Origin of the sequence: uncultured Oceanicoccus sp. (assembly GCF_963968385.1) — a bacterium.
GTDB lineage: Bacteria > Pseudomonadota > Gammaproteobacteria > Pseudomonadales > Dasaniaceae > Oceanicoccus.
Map to the genome: position 1 here is coordinate 1 of NZ_CAXAHB010000008.1, position 16,786 is coordinate 16,786.

General features: G+C 45.0%; 14 protein-coding genes and 1 tRNA gene. 8 read left to right on the top strand and 7 right to left on the bottom strand.

Annotation, left to right across the window (positions count from 1 at the left end):
- The first annotated feature begins 1,089 nt into the window (after nt 1-1,089).
- Both AACP44_RS01775 and AACP44_RS01780 read left to right on the top strand, forming a co-directional pair.
- On the top strand, nt 1,090-1,362 hold the full coding sequence (locus tag AACP44_RS01775) for an accessory factor UbiK family protein (RefSeq protein WP_339338413.1): 273 nt from the start codon (nt 1,090-1,092) through the stop codon (nt 1,360-1,362).
- A gap of 39 nt (nt 1,363-1,401) precedes the next feature.
- Nucleotides 1,402-2,907, top strand: coding sequence for a YifB family Mg chelatase-like AAA ATPase (locus AACP44_RS01780; RefSeq protein WP_339338415.1), 1,506 nt, complete (start codon nt 1,402-1,404; stop codon nt 2,905-2,907).
- 51 nt (nt 2,908-2,958) lie between these two features.
- Here AACP44_RS01780 and AACP44_RS01785 read toward each other — a convergent pair whose 3' ends face one another.
- Nucleotides 2,959-4,092 (bottom strand): TRAP transporter substrate-binding protein, encoded by a 1,134-nt coding sequence (locus AACP44_RS01785; RefSeq protein ID WP_339338417.1) that lies wholly within the window; start codon nt 4,090-4,092, stop codon nt 2,959-2,961.
- A 30-nt stretch (nt 4,093-4,122) separates the two neighbouring features.
- Nucleotides 4,123-6,300, bottom strand: a complete 2,178-nt coding sequence (gene uvrD / locus AACP44_RS01790) for a DNA helicase II (RefSeq protein ID WP_339338419.1) — start codon at nt 6,298-6,300, stop codon at nt 4,123-4,125.
- Between the two features lie 163 nt (nt 6,301-6,463).
- Between uvrD and hexR the strand changes: the two genes are divergently transcribed.
- From hexR to arsB, 4 genes are all read left to right on the top strand, one after another.
- Nucleotides 6,464-7,303: a transcriptional regulator HexR gene (hexR, locus tag AACP44_RS01795; RefSeq protein WP_339338466.1), complete on the top strand. Its 840-nt coding sequence runs from the start codon at nt 6,464-6,466 to the stop codon at nt 7,301-7,303.
- A 97-nt stretch (nt 7,304-7,400) separates the two neighbouring features.
- Nucleotides 7,401-8,333, top strand: a complete 933-nt coding sequence (locus AACP44_RS01800; RefSeq protein ID WP_339338421.1) for a Fic family protein — start codon at nt 7,401-7,403, stop codon at nt 8,331-8,333.
- Between the two features lie 54 nt (nt 8,334-8,387).
- A complete protein-coding gene (locus AACP44_RS01805; RefSeq protein WP_339338423.1) occupies nt 8,388-8,858 on the top strand; it encodes an arsenate reductase ArsC in 471 nt (156 codons plus the stop codon).
- Nucleotides 8,858-9,865: an ACR3 family arsenite efflux transporter gene (gene arsB, locus AACP44_RS01810; protein WP_339338425.1), complete on the top strand. Its 1,008-nt coding sequence runs from the start codon at nt 8,858-8,860 to the stop codon at nt 9,863-9,865. The genes AACP44_RS01805 and arsB overlap by 1 nt, the downstream gene beginning before the upstream one ends.
- 115 nt (nt 9,866-9,980) lie before the next feature.
- Here arsB and AACP44_RS01815 read toward each other — a convergent pair whose 3' ends face one another.
- Entirely contained in the window at nt 9,981-10,364 is a 384-nt protein-coding gene (locus tag AACP44_RS01815) for an MAPEG family protein (protein WP_339338427.1), read from the bottom strand.
- Nucleotides 10,365-10,521: 157 nt separating this feature from the next.
- Here AACP44_RS01815 and AACP44_RS01820 point away from each other — a divergent pair, with 157 nt between their 5' ends.
- Complete coding sequence (locus tag AACP44_RS01820; RefSeq protein WP_339338429.1) at nt 10,522-10,764, top strand: DUF2892 domain-containing protein; 243 nt, start codon at nt 10,522-10,524, stop codon at nt 10,762-10,764.
- Nucleotides 10,765-10,874: 110 nt separating this feature from the next.
- Here AACP44_RS01820 and AACP44_RS01825 read toward each other — a convergent pair whose 3' ends face one another.
- Nucleotides 10,875-11,297 carry a c-type cytochrome gene (locus AACP44_RS01825; RefSeq protein ID WP_339338431.1) on the bottom strand — a complete coding sequence of 141 codons (423 nt, stop codon included), beginning with the start codon at nt 11,295-11,297 and terminating at the stop codon, nt 10,875-10,877.
- A 261-nt stretch (nt 11,298-11,558) separates the two neighbouring features.
- On the opposite strand from AACP44_RS01825, the gene AACP44_RS01830 reads away from it, so the two are divergent.
- A tRNA-Arg gene (locus tag AACP44_RS01830) sits at nt 11,559-11,635 on the top strand.
- A 37-nt stretch (nt 11,636-11,672) separates the two neighbouring features.
- Here AACP44_RS01830 and AACP44_RS01835 read toward each other — a convergent pair.
- The 3 genes from AACP44_RS01835 to AACP44_RS01845 form a co-directional block, all read right to left on the bottom strand.
- A complete protein-coding gene (locus tag AACP44_RS01835) occupies nt 11,673-12,599 on the bottom strand; it encodes a hypothetical protein (protein WP_339338433.1) in 927 nt (308 codons plus the stop codon).
- A 97-nt stretch (nt 12,600-12,696) separates the two neighbouring features.
- Nucleotides 12,697-15,108 (bottom strand): tetratricopeptide repeat protein, encoded by a 2,412-nt coding sequence (locus tag AACP44_RS01840; RefSeq protein ID WP_339338435.1) that lies wholly within the window; start codon nt 15,106-15,108, stop codon nt 12,697-12,699.
- A gap of 24 nt (nt 15,109-15,132) precedes the next feature.
- Nucleotides 15,133-16,764: an MraY family glycosyltransferase gene (locus AACP44_RS01845; RefSeq protein ID WP_339338437.1), complete on the bottom strand. Its 1,632-nt coding sequence runs from the start codon at nt 16,762-16,764 to the stop codon at nt 15,133-15,135.
- Nucleotides 16,765-16,786: the final 22 nt, after the last annotated feature.

Consider the following 16,786-nt stretch of genomic DNA (forward strand, 5'->3'; position numbering starts at 1 on the left):
CACTAACAAAACCAGCATTAGCTGATAAATCAGCCAAAACAGGTGCAGAAACACCCGCTGTTGCTGCCAAAACGCTTGCTGCTAAAAGTGTATTGATTTTTTTCATTGTTTTTTGTCTCCAAGTTTTAGTACAAAATTATAAAATTGTTCTAAACAACCAAAGTCTGTAACGCTTCCTTATGTTATTCGCTTTATATCAAAATAAGCTAAACACAGACTTTTCAAGTATAGCTCAGATATTGCATACGTCATGCCAACTTAGAAAAATCTTTAATTATCAATAGATTATCGAAATTGCTGATCATTTCGCCCTATTAATGGCCTTTTTAGGCGCATCAAGGCGGTGCACAGAGCTTTTTATGCACCAAAATAAAGCACTTATGGCCCTATCGGCGTGATCGCCGGTCTAATCTACCGCCATGCAAAAGGGCGGCTAAACGTCATCAGGCAGTCTTTTTCAAGCAGGGCAATGCCTCAGATTGGCGCTTCAACAGCCGAGCATTGACTGATTTACCATCCTTTGAGAAGCAGGCTTGTGTTACTTGTTATGATCAACGCCCCTGCAAAATCTAGTGCGGATATACAGCGCTAGTCCGCGCTTGAGCCCATAGGCCCAATAAATTGCCGCATTAGTCGATGACTAATCTGCCAGCTGTGGCAGAAAAAGATCAATACTTTATGGACCATTTTCACCCACAGTTTATTTAGCGCCTATTAAAAAGCCCGTTTTCAGTGCATCGCCTAAAATCAAGCACCAAAAAATTCGTCACCACACTGCCCAGCCCGGCTCTCTGTCCTCAAATAAAACAATGCTGTTTAAATTCGCACTTAAATAAACCAAATAGGCCAATTATTTAATAAAAATCGGCTTGGTATAGCGCTTACGAAATCATCGTGGCAAATAACCCGGCCAACTGGGCTGGCCATGAGCGCCTTTTAATTAGCGCCAGAGTGAAATACTTACGTCATGAAGCCGGTGTTTTTATACTTCCGCCTACCAACTAAAATTATGGCTGTCATTGATTATCCGACGTTACCCACAATTGGAATTTACGCTACACTAGCGACTGGATAATAAGGGCAAACGCTATGCAAAATAATCTTGAACGGATCGATAGTCTGGTTGAAAGCCTGACGGAAAAAATCTCGGCCATGTTTGCCGCTGGCGGTGATGGCGCTTCGATTAAGACAGAGGCCCAACGCAATTTACGCGCGGTTATTCAAAGTGCCGTTAGTAAACTGGATATGGTTAGCCGAGAAGAGTTTGATGCCCAAGTGGCGGTACTGCATCGCAGCCGCGACAAAATTGATCAGTTAGAACAGCAGCTTCAAGCCTTGTCTGAACAACTTAAGCCAGAGTAACCGCCCTCCAATATTTACCACTTCCAAGGAAGGAAGCTTATGTCACTTGCCATTGTTTATACTCGCGCTAAATGTGGTGTGGATGCACCATTGGTACGCGTCGAAACACATCTATCTAACGGACTGCCCAGCTTATCGATTGTCGGTCTGCCAGAAACTGCGGTCAAAGAAAGTAAGGATCGGGTGCGCAGTGCGATTATTAATTCGCATTTTGAATTTCCCAGCCGACGTATCACCATTAATCTTGCCCCTGCTGATTTACCTAAAGAAGGCGGCCGCTTTGATTTGCCCATTGCTATCGGCATTCTCGCAGCCTCGGGTCAGGTGCCTGTCAAGCCACTGGAGCATATCGAGTTTTTAGGCGAGTTGGGATTAACTGGTGAATTACATACGGTACAGGGCTCACTGCCAGCCGCGATAAAAAGCACTGCCGCCAAGCGTGCTTTGGTAGTCCCACCAGCCAATGTCAATGAGGCCACACTCTGCCAACAGGCCACTATCTTTAGCTGCCAACATTTATTGCAGTTATCGGCACATCTACATGATAGAGAACCACTAATACCGCAGCAGGCAAAGCCCAAAACACAGACATCGCTTTGTTATCCTGACCTTTGCGATGTTAAAGGGCAGGCGCTAGCAAGACGGGCGTTAGAAATTGCCGCAGCGGGCAAACATAATTTATTGTTTTGCGGCCCACCGGGTACCGGCAAAACCATGCTGGCCAGCCGATTGCCAAGCATTCTTCCGCCCTTAAGTCAGCAGGAGATGTTAGAAGTAGCCGCCATTTATTCCGTTAGTCAGCAAAAAAATCGGCAAGATTTTTATCAACGCCCTTTTAGAAACCCGCACCATACCGCCTCATCTGTTGCTCTAGTCGGCGGTGGCAGCAATCCGCAGCCCGGCGAAATTTCTCTAGCCCATCATGGCGTATTATTTTTGGATGAATTAACCGAGTTTCAGCGGCAGGTGTTAGAAGTGCTGCGCGAACCTATGGAATCTGGCGAAATTTTAATTTCCCGCGCCAATCGACAAGCGATCTTTCCTGCCAACTTTCAATTGATTGCAGCCATGAATCCCTGCCCCTGTGGTTATTATGGCGATTTACAAAAAGCCTGCCGTTGTAGCTTGGATAAGCGGCGTCGCTATCGCGATAAAATTTCGGGTCCATTACTTGATCGCATTGATATGCAGGTAACCGTCAATCGTATACCGGTCAGTGCTTTGCGACAAAAAAAACAGCCTGCCGAATCATCGGCGGATATTATTAAAAGAGTTATTCGATGCAGGGCTATACAAAAACAGCGACAGCACCATTGCAATGCACAGTTAAACAACGCTCAGCTGGAACAGTATTGTCATCTAGGCGGTGACGAGCAGCACTTATTGGAACAGGCGGTGACGCGATGGCATTTATCACCGCGCGCTTATCATCGCATTTTACGGGTAGCGAGAACGATTGCTGATTTGGCAGAGGCGCAGACTATTGATAGCCAACACTTAACCGAGGCAATCAGTTATCGAGCATTGGACAAAGATATTATCTAACAAAAAAACTATGCCGTACGCGCATTCGTCATCATAACAGGACGCCAATCGCTATAAATCCCTAGCGTTGATATAAGCCTGCTCGGAAATATGATGATAGTTTTTAACGCCATCGGCATAAGCCCGCCATGATTTGTAAACCTTGGCGGCCATAGGGTCTTGATTGGCCACGTCTGCCAGATATTGATCAGAGGCTTTATGCAAAGCTCGCAACACATCATCAGGCAACTTGCGCAATTCGGTATTATAATTTTCTTGCAAATTTAATAAGGCGGCATTATTGCGTGCGGTATATTCATCCAGCATATCCTGATTGGCATAGCGGGCGGCAACTTCTACTATTTTTTGTAAATCTTTGGGCAGTGAGTCATAGGCGTCCTTGTTGACAATTAACTCTAGTGCCGCGCCGGGCTCATGCCAGCCAGGGTAGTAATAATATTTTGCCACCTCATATAAACCCAGCGCCATATCGTTATAGGGGCCCACCCATTCAGTGGCATCAATAACACCGGTTTGCAACGATGTGTATAGCTCGCCTCCCGGTAAAGTCACCGCGGTACCACCGGCACGACTAAATACTTCCCCGCCGACACCGGGAATGCGCATTTTTAAACCGTTGATATCTTCCATGGAATTAATTTCACGGTTAAACCAACCCGCCATTTGCACGCCGGTATTACCACCGGCAAAAGGAATCACATTAAAAGGTGCATAGGCTTCACGCCACAATGCCAAGCCGCCACCATAGTGAAGCCAGCCATTCATTTCCTGTGCGGTAAGACCAAATGGAACGGAGGTAAAAAATGGCGAGGACGGGATTTTACCTTTCCAATAATAGGCCGCACCGTGCCCCATTTCGGCGGTACCTTGGGAAACAGCACTGAATACTTCCAGCGCGGGCACCATTTCACCACCCCCATACACTTTAACGGTTAGGCGGCCATTGCTCATTTGGTTAATCACTTTGGCGAAATTTTCCGGCGCGGTCCCTAAGCCGGGAAAATTTTTCGGCCATGTGGTTACCATTTTCCACTCAAAGGTTTCGGTATTAGTCGCCGCTGCGGCCTTGTCAGGCTGCGTTATATTTTCGGCCCGCTGGACCACCAATAAGCCACCAACTGTCACCAGCGCAGCAACAAGCACTAGGATAATAATGGGACTAACGCGATGGTAGCTTATGCTCATGATTTTATTCCCTTTTTATTCCTTATGTTGTTATAGTGCTTCAAGGTTGGCGTACTGGACTACCAACCATTTTGTGCCTTCGTCATCAAAATTGATTTGCACTCTGGCAGCAGGCCCCTGCCCTTCAAAATTAATCACTGTGCCGACACCGAAAATCGAGTGTAAAACCTGCTGACCTAAATTGATACCGGTTTCAGGAATGGCATGATCTTGAAATGATGAAGGCGAGTAGCTTGCCGGACGGGTAATGGTGGTATTTAATCGCACTTCCTGTACTAGCTGCTTAGGAATTTCACGAATAAATCGCGACGGCGAGTTAAAGTTTTCAGTACCGTACATCCGCCTTGACTCGGCATAGCTAATATACAATTTTTGCATCGCGCGGGTAATGCCTACATAGCATAGTCGACGCTCTTCTTCTAACCGGCCCGGCTCATCCAATGACATTTTATGCGGAAATAGATTTTCCTCCATACCCACCAGAAACACCAAAGGAAATTCTAGGCCTTTGGCGGAATGCAATGTCATCAGTTGCACACTGTCTTCATATTCATCGGCTTGTTGTTCGCCAGCATCCAGTGCGGCACTATCCAAAAATTCCTGTAATGGCGAAATGGTTTCATCTTCGCTAACAAACTGTCCCGCTGCCACCACTAGTTCTTGCAAGTTTTCTATTCTGGCTTGACCCTTTTCACCTTTTTCTTTTTGATGAAATTCAATTAAGCCAGATGCACTGACGATATGATCCGTGAGCTCATGCAAGCTTAACTTATCGGTGTCGGTATCCATGATATTGATAAGCTGAATAAATATTTGTAGCGCATTAGCCGCGCGATTCGGTAATAGCTTTTGTTCAACTATCTGATTGGCCGCCTGCCAGAGTGAAACGCCATGCTCACGGGCATAGTCCCGCACGGTGTCTACGGTTTTATTGCCAATACCGCGGGTCGGTGTATTAATGACTCGCTCGATCGCCGTATCATCATGACGATTATTGATTAGCCGCATATATGCCAGCGCATTTTTTATTTCCATACGATCATAGAACCGCTGGCCACCATAAATGCGATAAGGAATACCGCTACGGATTAATGCTTCTTCCAATACCCGCGACTGCGCATTGGATCGGTAGAGTACCGACGAAGCACTTCTAGTGTTGCCGTTTTTTACCCACTCTTCAATTTGCTCTACCACAAAACGCGCTTCGTCCTGTTCGTTAAAGCCGGTATACAGTGAGATTAATTCGCCCTCGCCATCTTGTGTCCACAGTTTTTTACCCAAGCGATCGGCATTATTTTCTATCACCGCATTAGCAGCTTGGAGTATGGTCGATGTGGATCGATAGTTTTGCTCCAGACGAATTATTTGCGTGTTGGGAAAATCTTTCGAGTACTGCTGAATATTTTCAATCTTTGCGCCACGCCAACCATAAATAGATTGATCATCATCACCCACAGCAACCACAGGGATTTGCTTGCCGGCCAATACCCGCAGCCAAGCGTATTGAATAGTGTTGGTATCTTGAAACTCGTCTACCAAAATATGACTAAAACGATCTTGATAATGCTTTAGCACGGCGGGTTGCTTTAACCAAAGCTCATGGGCGCGCAATAACAGCTCGGCAAAATCAACCACGCCCTGTCGCTCACAGGCCTGCTCATAGGCCAAGTACACCCGCAACATCATGGTATGGTTTAAATCTTTACCGTAATCTTCAATATGCGCCGCACGTCGACCTTCATCTTTTTGTGCATTGATAAACCACTGCGATTGTTTGGGCGGCCATTGGCTTTCATCCAGATCCAGCTCTTTGTGGATGCGTTTGATTATTCTTAGCTGATCGTCGCTATCAAGGATTTGAAAATTCTGGGGTAGACCAACCTGTTTCCAATGGGCCTTTAACAGCCGGTGGGCAATGCCGTGAAAGGTACCGACCCACATACCACGGGGTGCCCCATCACCCAAGGAGGAGCCCATCAGCTCATCAATTCGGGCGCGCATTTCCTTGGCCGCTTTATTAGTAAAGGTCACCGACAAAATACTATAGGGCGATGCGCCCTCGGCCTGAATTAACCAGGCGATACGATGCACCAGCACGCGGGTTTTACCACTGCCAGCACCAGCCAGAACCAATAAATTAGCCGATGGCGCAGCCACCGCTTGGCGTTGGGCGTCATTTAAATCGTTGAGAATATGCGATACATCCATAGCGGCGCATTCTAGCAGACTAGGGTTAACTACTCCTAGAGACAGCACGCTCGATTACTATCGATAACGGCTTGGAAAATCAGCAATAAGACTATTTGGCAAAATGCGTTAGAATAAAAACTGCAACAACAAACAATAACCGCTGGATACCACTTTGAAGCCGATTAATATTATCAATGCCATTGAGCTAGCCCGACCGGAGTTGCGAAAGTCGGAGCTGAAGGTGGCGGACTTTATTCTTGGCCAACCGGACAAGGTGATTCATTTACGGATTGTTGATCTTGCGGAAAATGCCGGTGTCAGTGAACCCACGGTGGTGCGCTTTTGTCGCGCTATTGGCTGTGATGGTTTTCAGGGTTTTAAATTACTGCTTGCCCAGCATATTGCCCATAGCCCCAGCTATGAAGAATTTAGTCTTAATGAGCATGACTCGGCGCGCGAATATACCATTAAGGTGTTCGATTCGGCGATGGACACCTTAAAAAAGGTTCGCGACAGTTTGGATACACGCTCGATTGAGGCGGCAGTTGATGTATTACAAAAGGCCCGCCGAGTGGAGTTTTATGGTTTTGGTGCCTCCAGTCCGGTAGCTACCGACGCCCAACATAAGTTTTTCCGTTTGCAGATTCCCTCTTCCGCTTATTCTGACCCCCATATTCAAGCGATGTCTGCTATGTCATTGCAGTCGGGGGATGTGGTTGTGGCTATTTCACAATCGGGACGAACTCAGGTGTTAATTGATGCCATGGCATTGGTGAAAGAAACCGGCGCTACCATTATTGGCTTGGCGCCCAGCAATACGCCGGTGGCGCAGGACTGTGATATTGCGCTGCATATTGACGTTAAGGAAGATATTGAAAAATATACACCACTGCCCTCGCGGATGGCGCATATGGCGGTGATGGATATTCTCGCGGTGGGCGTTTCCAAAGCCAAAGGGCCGGCGGTCGGTGAGCATTTACAGAAAATCCATAAGGCTTTGCAGCCTTTACGTCAGCAGTAAGCGGTTTAATTACGCGTTTGATTTCCCTGACGCTATTTCATCTTGTATTAATTAAGGGTATTATTCTAAAAAAACACCCTTAATTAGGTCGTTGATTATGTCAATCTTAGCTAAAGCCTCGCTCCAGCAACTGCAGTTTTCGCTGTCGATTAGCCAGCAATTAGCCGATTTACGTTATAAACAAGGACTCAATAGTGCCAGACAGTCATTATCCATCGATTTACTGGCGGGTATGGCGGTTAAATCCCAACTTAGTGCCTCTAAAGTGATGGCCTCTCAGGATCCATCGTCGCATTTTAACTATCAACAGGCTCTGGCCTATTTATCGCAGATTAAGGCGCAGCCGCTTGATACCGAATTGATTAAATCGATCCATCGGCAACTAAATGACCAAGGCGGTTGTTGGCGCGACCTAAAGCTAAAGATTTCACGCCGTGACCTACCTGATCAATACCTTACGGTGCCAGCCACTGAAGACGCTATTGCCGTCGCGATGGAATCATTGGTCGCCGATTATAATCAGGCCCTGCAGGATGGCGTCGAACCGCTTATTGCGATTCCGTTACTGATGATGGAACTAATGCAAACCTTCCCATTCTTTGATGGCAACCGCCGTCTGGTCTTATTACTCGCCCGCCATCTGTTCCACAGCCATGGCTATCACATTGTTGAGATGGTTGATCTGGAGTCGGAGGTTGTTGCCACCGAGCGCGCCTTCTACCGCTCACTCAATCAGAGCGATAGCCCTCTGGCCTGGCTGAGTTATTGGTGGGTGCTAATTGGTCGTCTCTATCAACGCTTTGACCGCCAAGTGCAACACGCCAATATCAGCGCCGGGCGCGGCTCCAAAACGGCCTTGATCGAACGCTATGTCAAACAACAACAGCGCCCTTTTCGCTATGGCGAGGTTTGCAAGGCCTTCCCCACCATCAGCCGTGACCATATTCGAATGATATTGCGCAATCTTAAAGAGAAAAAAATCATTGTGACCACAGGCAGAGGTCGCAGCGCGGTATGGACTGTTTGTTAAGGCAATGATGTGGGTATGACGTTATTATAAATAGCTCTATCATCAGGCCAGCTTATGAAATTATTATTTATTTGTACCCACAATCGCTGCCGCAGTATTTTGGCTGAGGCGGTGACCAATCATTATGGCAAGGGCATATTGACTGCCAAGTCTGCCGGCAGTCAACCTGTGGGGGAGGTTCATCCTTTATCCTTGCGATTTTTATCTGAGCAGCATATTCCCACAGCGGGCCTGACCAGCCAATCATGGGATGACCATCAAAGCTGGCAACCCGATGTGGTGATTACCGTTTGTGATGCCGCAGCCGGCGAATCATGCCCTAGCTGGTTTGGCCATGCGCTTAAAGTTCATTGGGGTTTAGTTGACCCTTCACAGTTGCAAGGTTCCGAAGCAGACATTGCTAATGCCTTTAAACAAACGATTAAGCTACTTCAAACGCGTATTGAACAATTAATCGCTATGGATATTGGCAAGCGAGAAAAAAACCAATGGCAAACAATCTTTCAACAAATAGGTGAACAATAATGGGGATCTTTGAACGCTACCTCAGTCTGTGGGTAGGTCTATGTATTATTAGTGGTGTTATTCTGGGCAACCTTATGCCCTCCAGCTTTGCCGTTATTGCCAGCTGGGAATACGCCCATGTCAATCTGCTGATTGCTGTGCTGATTTGGCTGATGATTTATCCAATGATGATTCAGGTCGATTTTTCCGCGATTAAAGATATTGGCAAAAAACCCAAAGGGTTGATTCTTACCTTAATTGTTAACTGGATTATTAAGCCATTTACGATGGCGGCATTGGGCTGGTTATTTTTTCATTTTATTTTTGCCGACTGGGTCAGCCCGGAAACCGCCAATGAATATATTGCCGGTATGATTTTATTGGGTGTTGCGCCCTGTACCGCTATGGTTTTTGTTTGGAGCCAGTTAACCAAAGGCGACCCTAATTACACGCTGGTGCAGGTATCGGTTAATGACATTATTATGATTTTTGCCTTTGCACCGATTACAGCGTTTTTATTGGGCGTTAGTGATATTACCGTGCCTTGGGAAACCTTGTTACTGTCGGTTGTTTTATATGTGGTGCTACCATTGACCGCCGGCTTGTTAACCCGGAAATTTTTACACAATAAAGTTTCCGGCCTTGTAGATAGCCTTAAACCTCTATCCATGGTCGGCTTGCTGGCAACGGTTGTTTTGTTATTTGGCTTTCAAGCTGAAACTATTTTAGCCAAGCCACAAAGTATTGTACTGATCGCGATACCGTTAATTATCCAGACCTATGGCATCTTTTTTATTGCTTACTTTGCTGCGCGCAAAATCAAGCTGGCGCATCCGATTGCGGCACCGGCGGCACTGATTGGTACCAGTAACTTTTTTGAACTGGCTGTCGCTGTGGCTATTTCATTATTTGGACTGCATTCCGGTGCGGCCTTGGCTACGGTGGTTGGTGTGCTGGTAGAGGTGCCGGTGATGTTATCGCTAGTTAAGTTTGCCAATAAAACCCAGCACTGGTTCCCTAAGCATTAATGTTTTTAGTCTAGCCCTGCCTGATGATGAAAGTCATTGCAGGGCTCAGTAAATACGTCAATTAATCATCTGGCATAGCGTCTTATTTGTTTACGGCCGCGCAGTTTATTAACCCTCATATCGCTGCCATTATCGCTCCATAGAGGCCACCGGCTAACATCATGATGGTGGCCAACATGCCTAAACCAAAACCTATAGCGCGCTTACTAGGATCCTTTAAATAACCTCGGCAATAAAGCACCCGAGCAATAACAAACACGGCGCCCAAGCTCGCTGCATACATTTCATTGATATAAGTGCCAAATAACCACATGGAAGGGATCACTATGACCATTTGCTCCAGAGTATTCATTTGCACCCTGAGCATTCGCTCTAGTCTGGCATCTCCCGTCATCGCTGGGGCCTGTATGCCTGATTTACCCCGGATAGCCCCTGCCATCATGACAAATACAAAGTATTGCAACACGATAATACCGGTAACCGCAGCGATTAGATTCATGATTATGCCCCTGTTGATTTAATTAGATGTAACCAGAAAGTTTCAGCAAGTATAGTACAGATGAACCGGTCATTATTTACACAAAGGTCATCCAATAGCTATCGCGCGTCGTACTGTAATAACGCTGCAAACGATAGACCTGAAAAGTATTTAATCCATGATCAATCAAAACCTGAGCATAACAGAGAGAATAGTCCGCTCTATATTGGGAGTGATCATCACGCTATGGGCCATAAACCAAGCCGAAATGAATATTCTGGAGTGGGTAGCTGCTATTGCCGGTGTTTTTCTGGTTTTAAACGCTATTTTTGGGCGTTGTTATCTTTGGTTTTGGTTAAATCTTGATTCCTGTCAGCAAAGCTATGGCGACAATTGCACTAACGATTCTGCCTGCAATTGATAGCTCCTACAATATTGATAGCCCTTACAATATTGATAGCTCCTACAATTTAGTAGCCAATAAAAAAGCCGCTTGAAAGCGGCTTTTTTATTATCGATTAATAACTGCCACTATTGGCTATTATCAAAAATATAGTCAACCACCGCTATCACATCATCATCTGAACAACTCATACACAAGCCTTTGGCTGGCATCGCATTAATGCCGTTAATGGCATTGGCATAGACTTGCTCAATCCCTTTGTCCAAACGACTAGCCCAAGCGGCTACATCACCCATTTTGGGGGCACCCGCAGCACCCGTAGCATGGCAAGCCATACAGTTGGTATTGTAGATTTCTTCCGGTGACTTCGTGCTGCCGCCGGCTGCAGCCATTGCAACGCCGCAGCTACTATCACCTTCCATACAGACGTTGCCAGCAGGGGCAATACGCTGTTCAATTCCAGCGCGTTGCTTATCTGATAGTCCGTGGGCAGACAGTGTCACACCTAATAATAAGATACCCATCAGCTTAACTGCGTTGCTTTTTAACATGTTCATCACTATCGATGTCCTCACTTAAACGCCTAATCTTGGCTAAAATCTTTATTCCAGACAGTGCTGGCGATAACTGGCGGGAATTATAGCCACTTTACCGCGCAAGCGGAAATTTAAGCGACATTAATTATTGCTGTTCTGGCCATACTAGCACTCAAGGCCTGATATTTAGCAACAACATAGACTAAATTAGCGTTCATCGGTATGATGCGTGGCCTGTTAATAGCCTCGTTAGTTATCGGCTGGTTTAACAGACCTCCGCCCGTAGCTCAGCTGGATAGAGTAGCGGCTTCCGAAGCCGTTGGTCACAGGTTCGAATCCTGTCGGGCGGGCCATATTTATATAAAGAGGATCGTTACTAAAGCAGCAGCACTAAAAATGCTTCGATCTACCCTTGGAATCAGCCATATCAATCACCTCTCCTTCCATAGAAGCCAACAGTGACATAATAAGTACACCTTGAGCCGTCGCATGCAAGTTGGTCTTCGGCTTAACGATCTTGATGCCTTTGCCATAAAAACCGATAGCCTTATCACCGCCTATCTCTATCAATGACTGATAGGGCCCCCAGCCACCATCCGCAGATTGTTGATTCAGAATATTCTGTACCCATTGATTCTTTACGCGCTCTGAAGCCCCAGTATCGATAAGCATTAATACCCTCTGCAAATAAACATCGACAACACGAATATCCCATTGTAATTGCTTAAAGATCATATCTTGAAGCTCTCTGGATTGAGAGAGCATTGCATCCTTATTGCCACACTGACGCATAATTCTAAATTGCAAGCCCATCAATTGATGGGTAACACAGGCTGGGCTTATTGGATGCTCGGTTGGACAAAAATCTGTGCGCATCTGTTTCTGGATTATCTCGCGCTTGGCATAGTCTTTATTACAGGTAAGACCATAAAGGAAATACAAATTATAATCAGGGAAAGCTCTTAAATCATATCGGTTGAGGTTTATGTTTGAGTAGGGAATAAATAAGGCGCGCCAAACATTATTGGGATTGCCGTCAATATATTTGGCTTTATAGGCCTTGTATAACTTAAGAATTCTATAATCCCTTGTGATTTCTGCACTTCGTTTCAGCATCCACCATAACATGCCATTATTGTCATCGAGGATTTTCTCTTCATTGTTGACTAACCACTGAATAGATTGCTCCAGGCTTTCACTCACCGCAAGCTTATCAATAAACTCAAGTGCACGATTATTTTTTAGATAAAGAGCCGCATAGGTTAAACATAGGGCAAAGATAAAAACGGTGAATACCAATAATATTTTCTTAGTCATTGGCGTATTTCGCTATAAGAAATAAGTGGAAACTGATATGACATGGGTCAACAAAAATATAGCCCCTTCAAAGCGGGGCTATATTTTTTGTTACGTCTTATAACTGATTATAGGTGCTGCGCGCTTCATCTTTGCCGACAAAATCAATCTTTTCATCAGCCAAGGCCAAGACCAATTGCTCTTTAGCCTGCGCCTTCATATCACTCTTATAATAAGCCATACCCAAATGATAATGATAAATAGCACCTTCACCACCGAGTTCAATTGCTGCAGCCAATAATGAAACCGCCTGAGGGTAGTTACCCTGCTGATACTGAACCCAGCCAGCAGTGTCTAAAAAAGCAGGGTTTTCGGTAGCGGCTAAATCTACTGCCAGCTCAGCAGCTCTGGCAATGGTTTTTGGGTTGTTAAAGTAATCCATAATTAGCGATGCGAGGTTGTTCTTGATCACTAACGAATCGGGGTTATCTTTCAATAAAACTTCATACGTATCAACTGCATTTTGATATTGCTCTTGCAGCTGGTAGAACTCAGCCAAAGATAATCTTAACCTACTATTCTCTGGTACCTCCTTCAATCCAGCCAAATATAGCCCTTCTATCAGCTCAACCTTTCCTTGCTGATAATAAAGACGCGCCAAGGTTAAATAAGCCGAATTCCTAGCAGGCTGATCTTTGATTAACGCTTTAAGCTCTGCAATGGCTGCAGCTCGATCGTCATTAGCAGCATATAGATTGGCTAATAATTCACGTGCATGCGCTTGCTCTGGATATTTTTTAACATGGGCCTTAGCAAAAGTAGTCGCCTTGTCTTGCTGCTGTAAAGCAACATAAGCACCCAAGAGTGACGTGAGCGAATCAATACCCGCCGGCTCAAGCTCTATGGACTTTTCTAAAACATTTACCGCCGATTTAAGGTCTTCTTTACGTAGAAATACCTTGCCCTGTAGATAATAACCATTAGCCATAGTCTGATCATTCTCTGTTAATTTTGCAGCAATCGATAGGGCGTCATCCCAACGCTGCTCACGAGAATATAAATCAGCCAGTAATTGCACGATATCGGAGTTACTGCCATCAATCTTATTAGCCGTCTCCAAAAGAGATAGCGCGTCATCAAGTTGATTTTTGGCAATTAATAGCCGGCTAGTCTCAACTAAAGCTGGAAGATTCTTAGGCTGAATCGCCAGCAATTGCTGATAGCTATCCAACGCCAAATCTGGCGAATTATTAAACCGATATGCTGAGGCTAAAAGTGTTAATGCCTGAACAGACTCCGGATCATTTTTAAGCACCACCCGTAAATCAGGAATTGCCGCATCAATATCATTTTCTTGCAGCTTCAATCTTGCCCTTATAATCAGGGCCGAAGCATTTTCTGGCTCCAACTCAAAAATATCAGCCAATAAACTATCCGCTTTTTTTCTATCTTCCTGATTCAGCGCTATCTGTACTAAACGATTACGTGCATCTAGAGCAACGGCATCCTCCGGAGCAGTATCAATAACATATTGGTAAAGCGCCTTGGCTTTTTCAATATCTTCGCTAGACAAATAAATCGCGGCCAATTGATCACGCATTGTAAAATTTTCTGGCAAGGCCGATACAAACTTCTCTAACTGCTCTTTACCGACGTCAACTCCTCTGTTCTTAAATAAGAATTCCACTAACCACAATTTATACTGATCTTCCTCGGGGCTATCAGCAACGGCTGCTCTCAAAGTTTTCTCCGCAGCAGATTTACGATCATCTTCATTTTCTTTAGTAGCATTTGCTTGCAATTGGAAGTTTGCTAACTGCGCAACATATACCGTATTATCTGGATATTCAGTAATTAACTCTTTAAATAACAACTCGGCTTCTTGCTTTTTATTCTGGGAAGCAAGCAAACGAATTTTCAACAACTTAAGGGATTCATTCTTGGACTGGCTAGCTATACTTTTGGTGATGACATCCATCGCTAGGTCCGGGTTTTCTTGAGCATAAATTGCAGCTAGCACGGTCGTCGCCTGAACATGCCCAGGCTCAACGGACAAAGCCTGTCGCGCCTTTTCAATAGCAATATCTTTCTTTTCTTCGGATATGCTTAGAGCAGCCAAAGTCGCCAAGGCATCAGCATTATTAGGATCTATCGCTAAGACAGCATCTACCTTTTCCCTTGCTGCTTCATTATCTTTAGACATTAGAAAATATGAGGCAAGCTTATTAAGTGATTTTATATGAGTGCCATCAATCTGTACGGCAGCATTGAAGCCGCCAAACGCGCCCCGAAAGTTTTTATCAGACTCGGCAATCATCCCCAATAAATAGCGTGCATCTGCATTATTTGGGTTTATCTGTAGCACATTTTTTACTTCGATCTTCGCCTTGTCCATATTTTCGAGGTCGAAGTATTTCTGCGCCTTGCTGAGGTACTCGGCCTGACGCTCTTCTCCACCACCACAAGCTACTAATAGGATAGAAGAGAGCAGCACAGTAGCACTAGCTTTTTTAAATTTTCCCAACGACATTTTATTCTCCGTAGAATATCAAATTTATAATGTTATATATGTGGTCATGCTAATAATGAAAAAGCTAAAAACCGAACCCATGCTTAAGTATTTGAAATGCTTCCCATCTTCCCGTGCCAACAAAAACTCACAAGCATACATTAATACAGCAAGGCGAAGAGCCATTTCACTGACGGCGAGGTCTTCGCTAATGTTCAGGGGCAACTGTGGCACAATAACGACCATTAGCAAGATCAGCAAATCCTGAGTATCAAGCCTGAATTGCTCTTGACGGCTCATTCGAATCGACAGCATCAAAAAAGCCGCCAGCACAGCCAGAAAAATATCAATATAGTTAAGATATGATGGATTTTGGATATGCATAGAGGCTAAGTAGACTAGAAATACACTGACCGAATAGCAAGCAACTCTAGCTAACAATGCCGATGCCGATTTAAAAACAAACCCCAACACTGCAAATGCAAATGCAAGCAACATCGCAGCAATCGAAAACTGAAAAGCTATATCTGTTATAAGCAAGGGTACGACAATAAAAAATAGAATGAGGACTACCTGCACTATCTGCGCCGAATAGTGATAGACCCATCCAATTTTACGAAAGAGTAAGTTGCGCCTTTCCCTTGAAAAGGTTTCTAATTGAGGCCCTCTAACTCTCCAGCCTACTCTATGTGCCATATATAAAGCACCTAAAACGACAAGCAGATACACCATATAAAAAGAAAATAATGCAATATCACTTTCAAACCGCAAGAGATATGCCCCACTCATCATTAAGATCTGAAGCACATAAATGATGGCTACAACTTCATGATGCTTAAACTCGAGCTTTACCAGCTGATGATGAAAATGCTCCTTATCTGGCCCTGGGAGTGGCAACCCCTTTTTTATTCGCACGGGCACAACCTGTAAAATATCGAGAATTGGCAAGCCCAGAATAATAACAGGCAGAAAAGTATTGAGCGCCGAAGATTCAGATTGGGTAACCACGATGGCCAGACAAGCCGTAATAAAGCCAAGAAACTGACTACCCGCATCACCCATAAAAATTTTGGCAGGAAAGGTGTTAAAGCGAAGAAAACCTAATATACCGCCAATAACCGTCAATGAAATCAAGGCCACATTCTGGTCTTCAACAACCGTAGCCAATATGGCAATAGTCGCTAAGGCTAACAAGCTCATACCGGCAGCCAAACCATCAAGACCATCGGAAAAATTGACTCCGTTGATCACCCCCAGCAGAAAGATAAAAGTGAGCGGCCAGCTTATCCAGTTTGGCATGGCCTCTAAGCCAAAAAAGGGTATTTGATGTATAACAATACCACCCATCATCACGACTATAACGGCAAGGCTCTGACCAAAAAGTTTCCATTGGTAGTTGAGCTCAATACGGTCATCCAGCAAGCCGAATAAAATAATGATTCCGCTACCAATAAACAGATAAGGTATATAGCCGTCCATTGCAAGCAAAAAAGCCAGCGGTATAAAGACACCAAGGATAATCGCCAAGCCACCACTTCGCGGCATCACCTTATCATGCAGCTTCCGATCAACGGTAGGCGCATCAACTAACTGCAACTGCGCCGAAAACCGGATCAGTACAGGCATTAACGCTATGGTTAAAAACAACGCGACTGTGAAACTATAAATTAATTCCATTGCTCATGGGCTCTGTCATTAT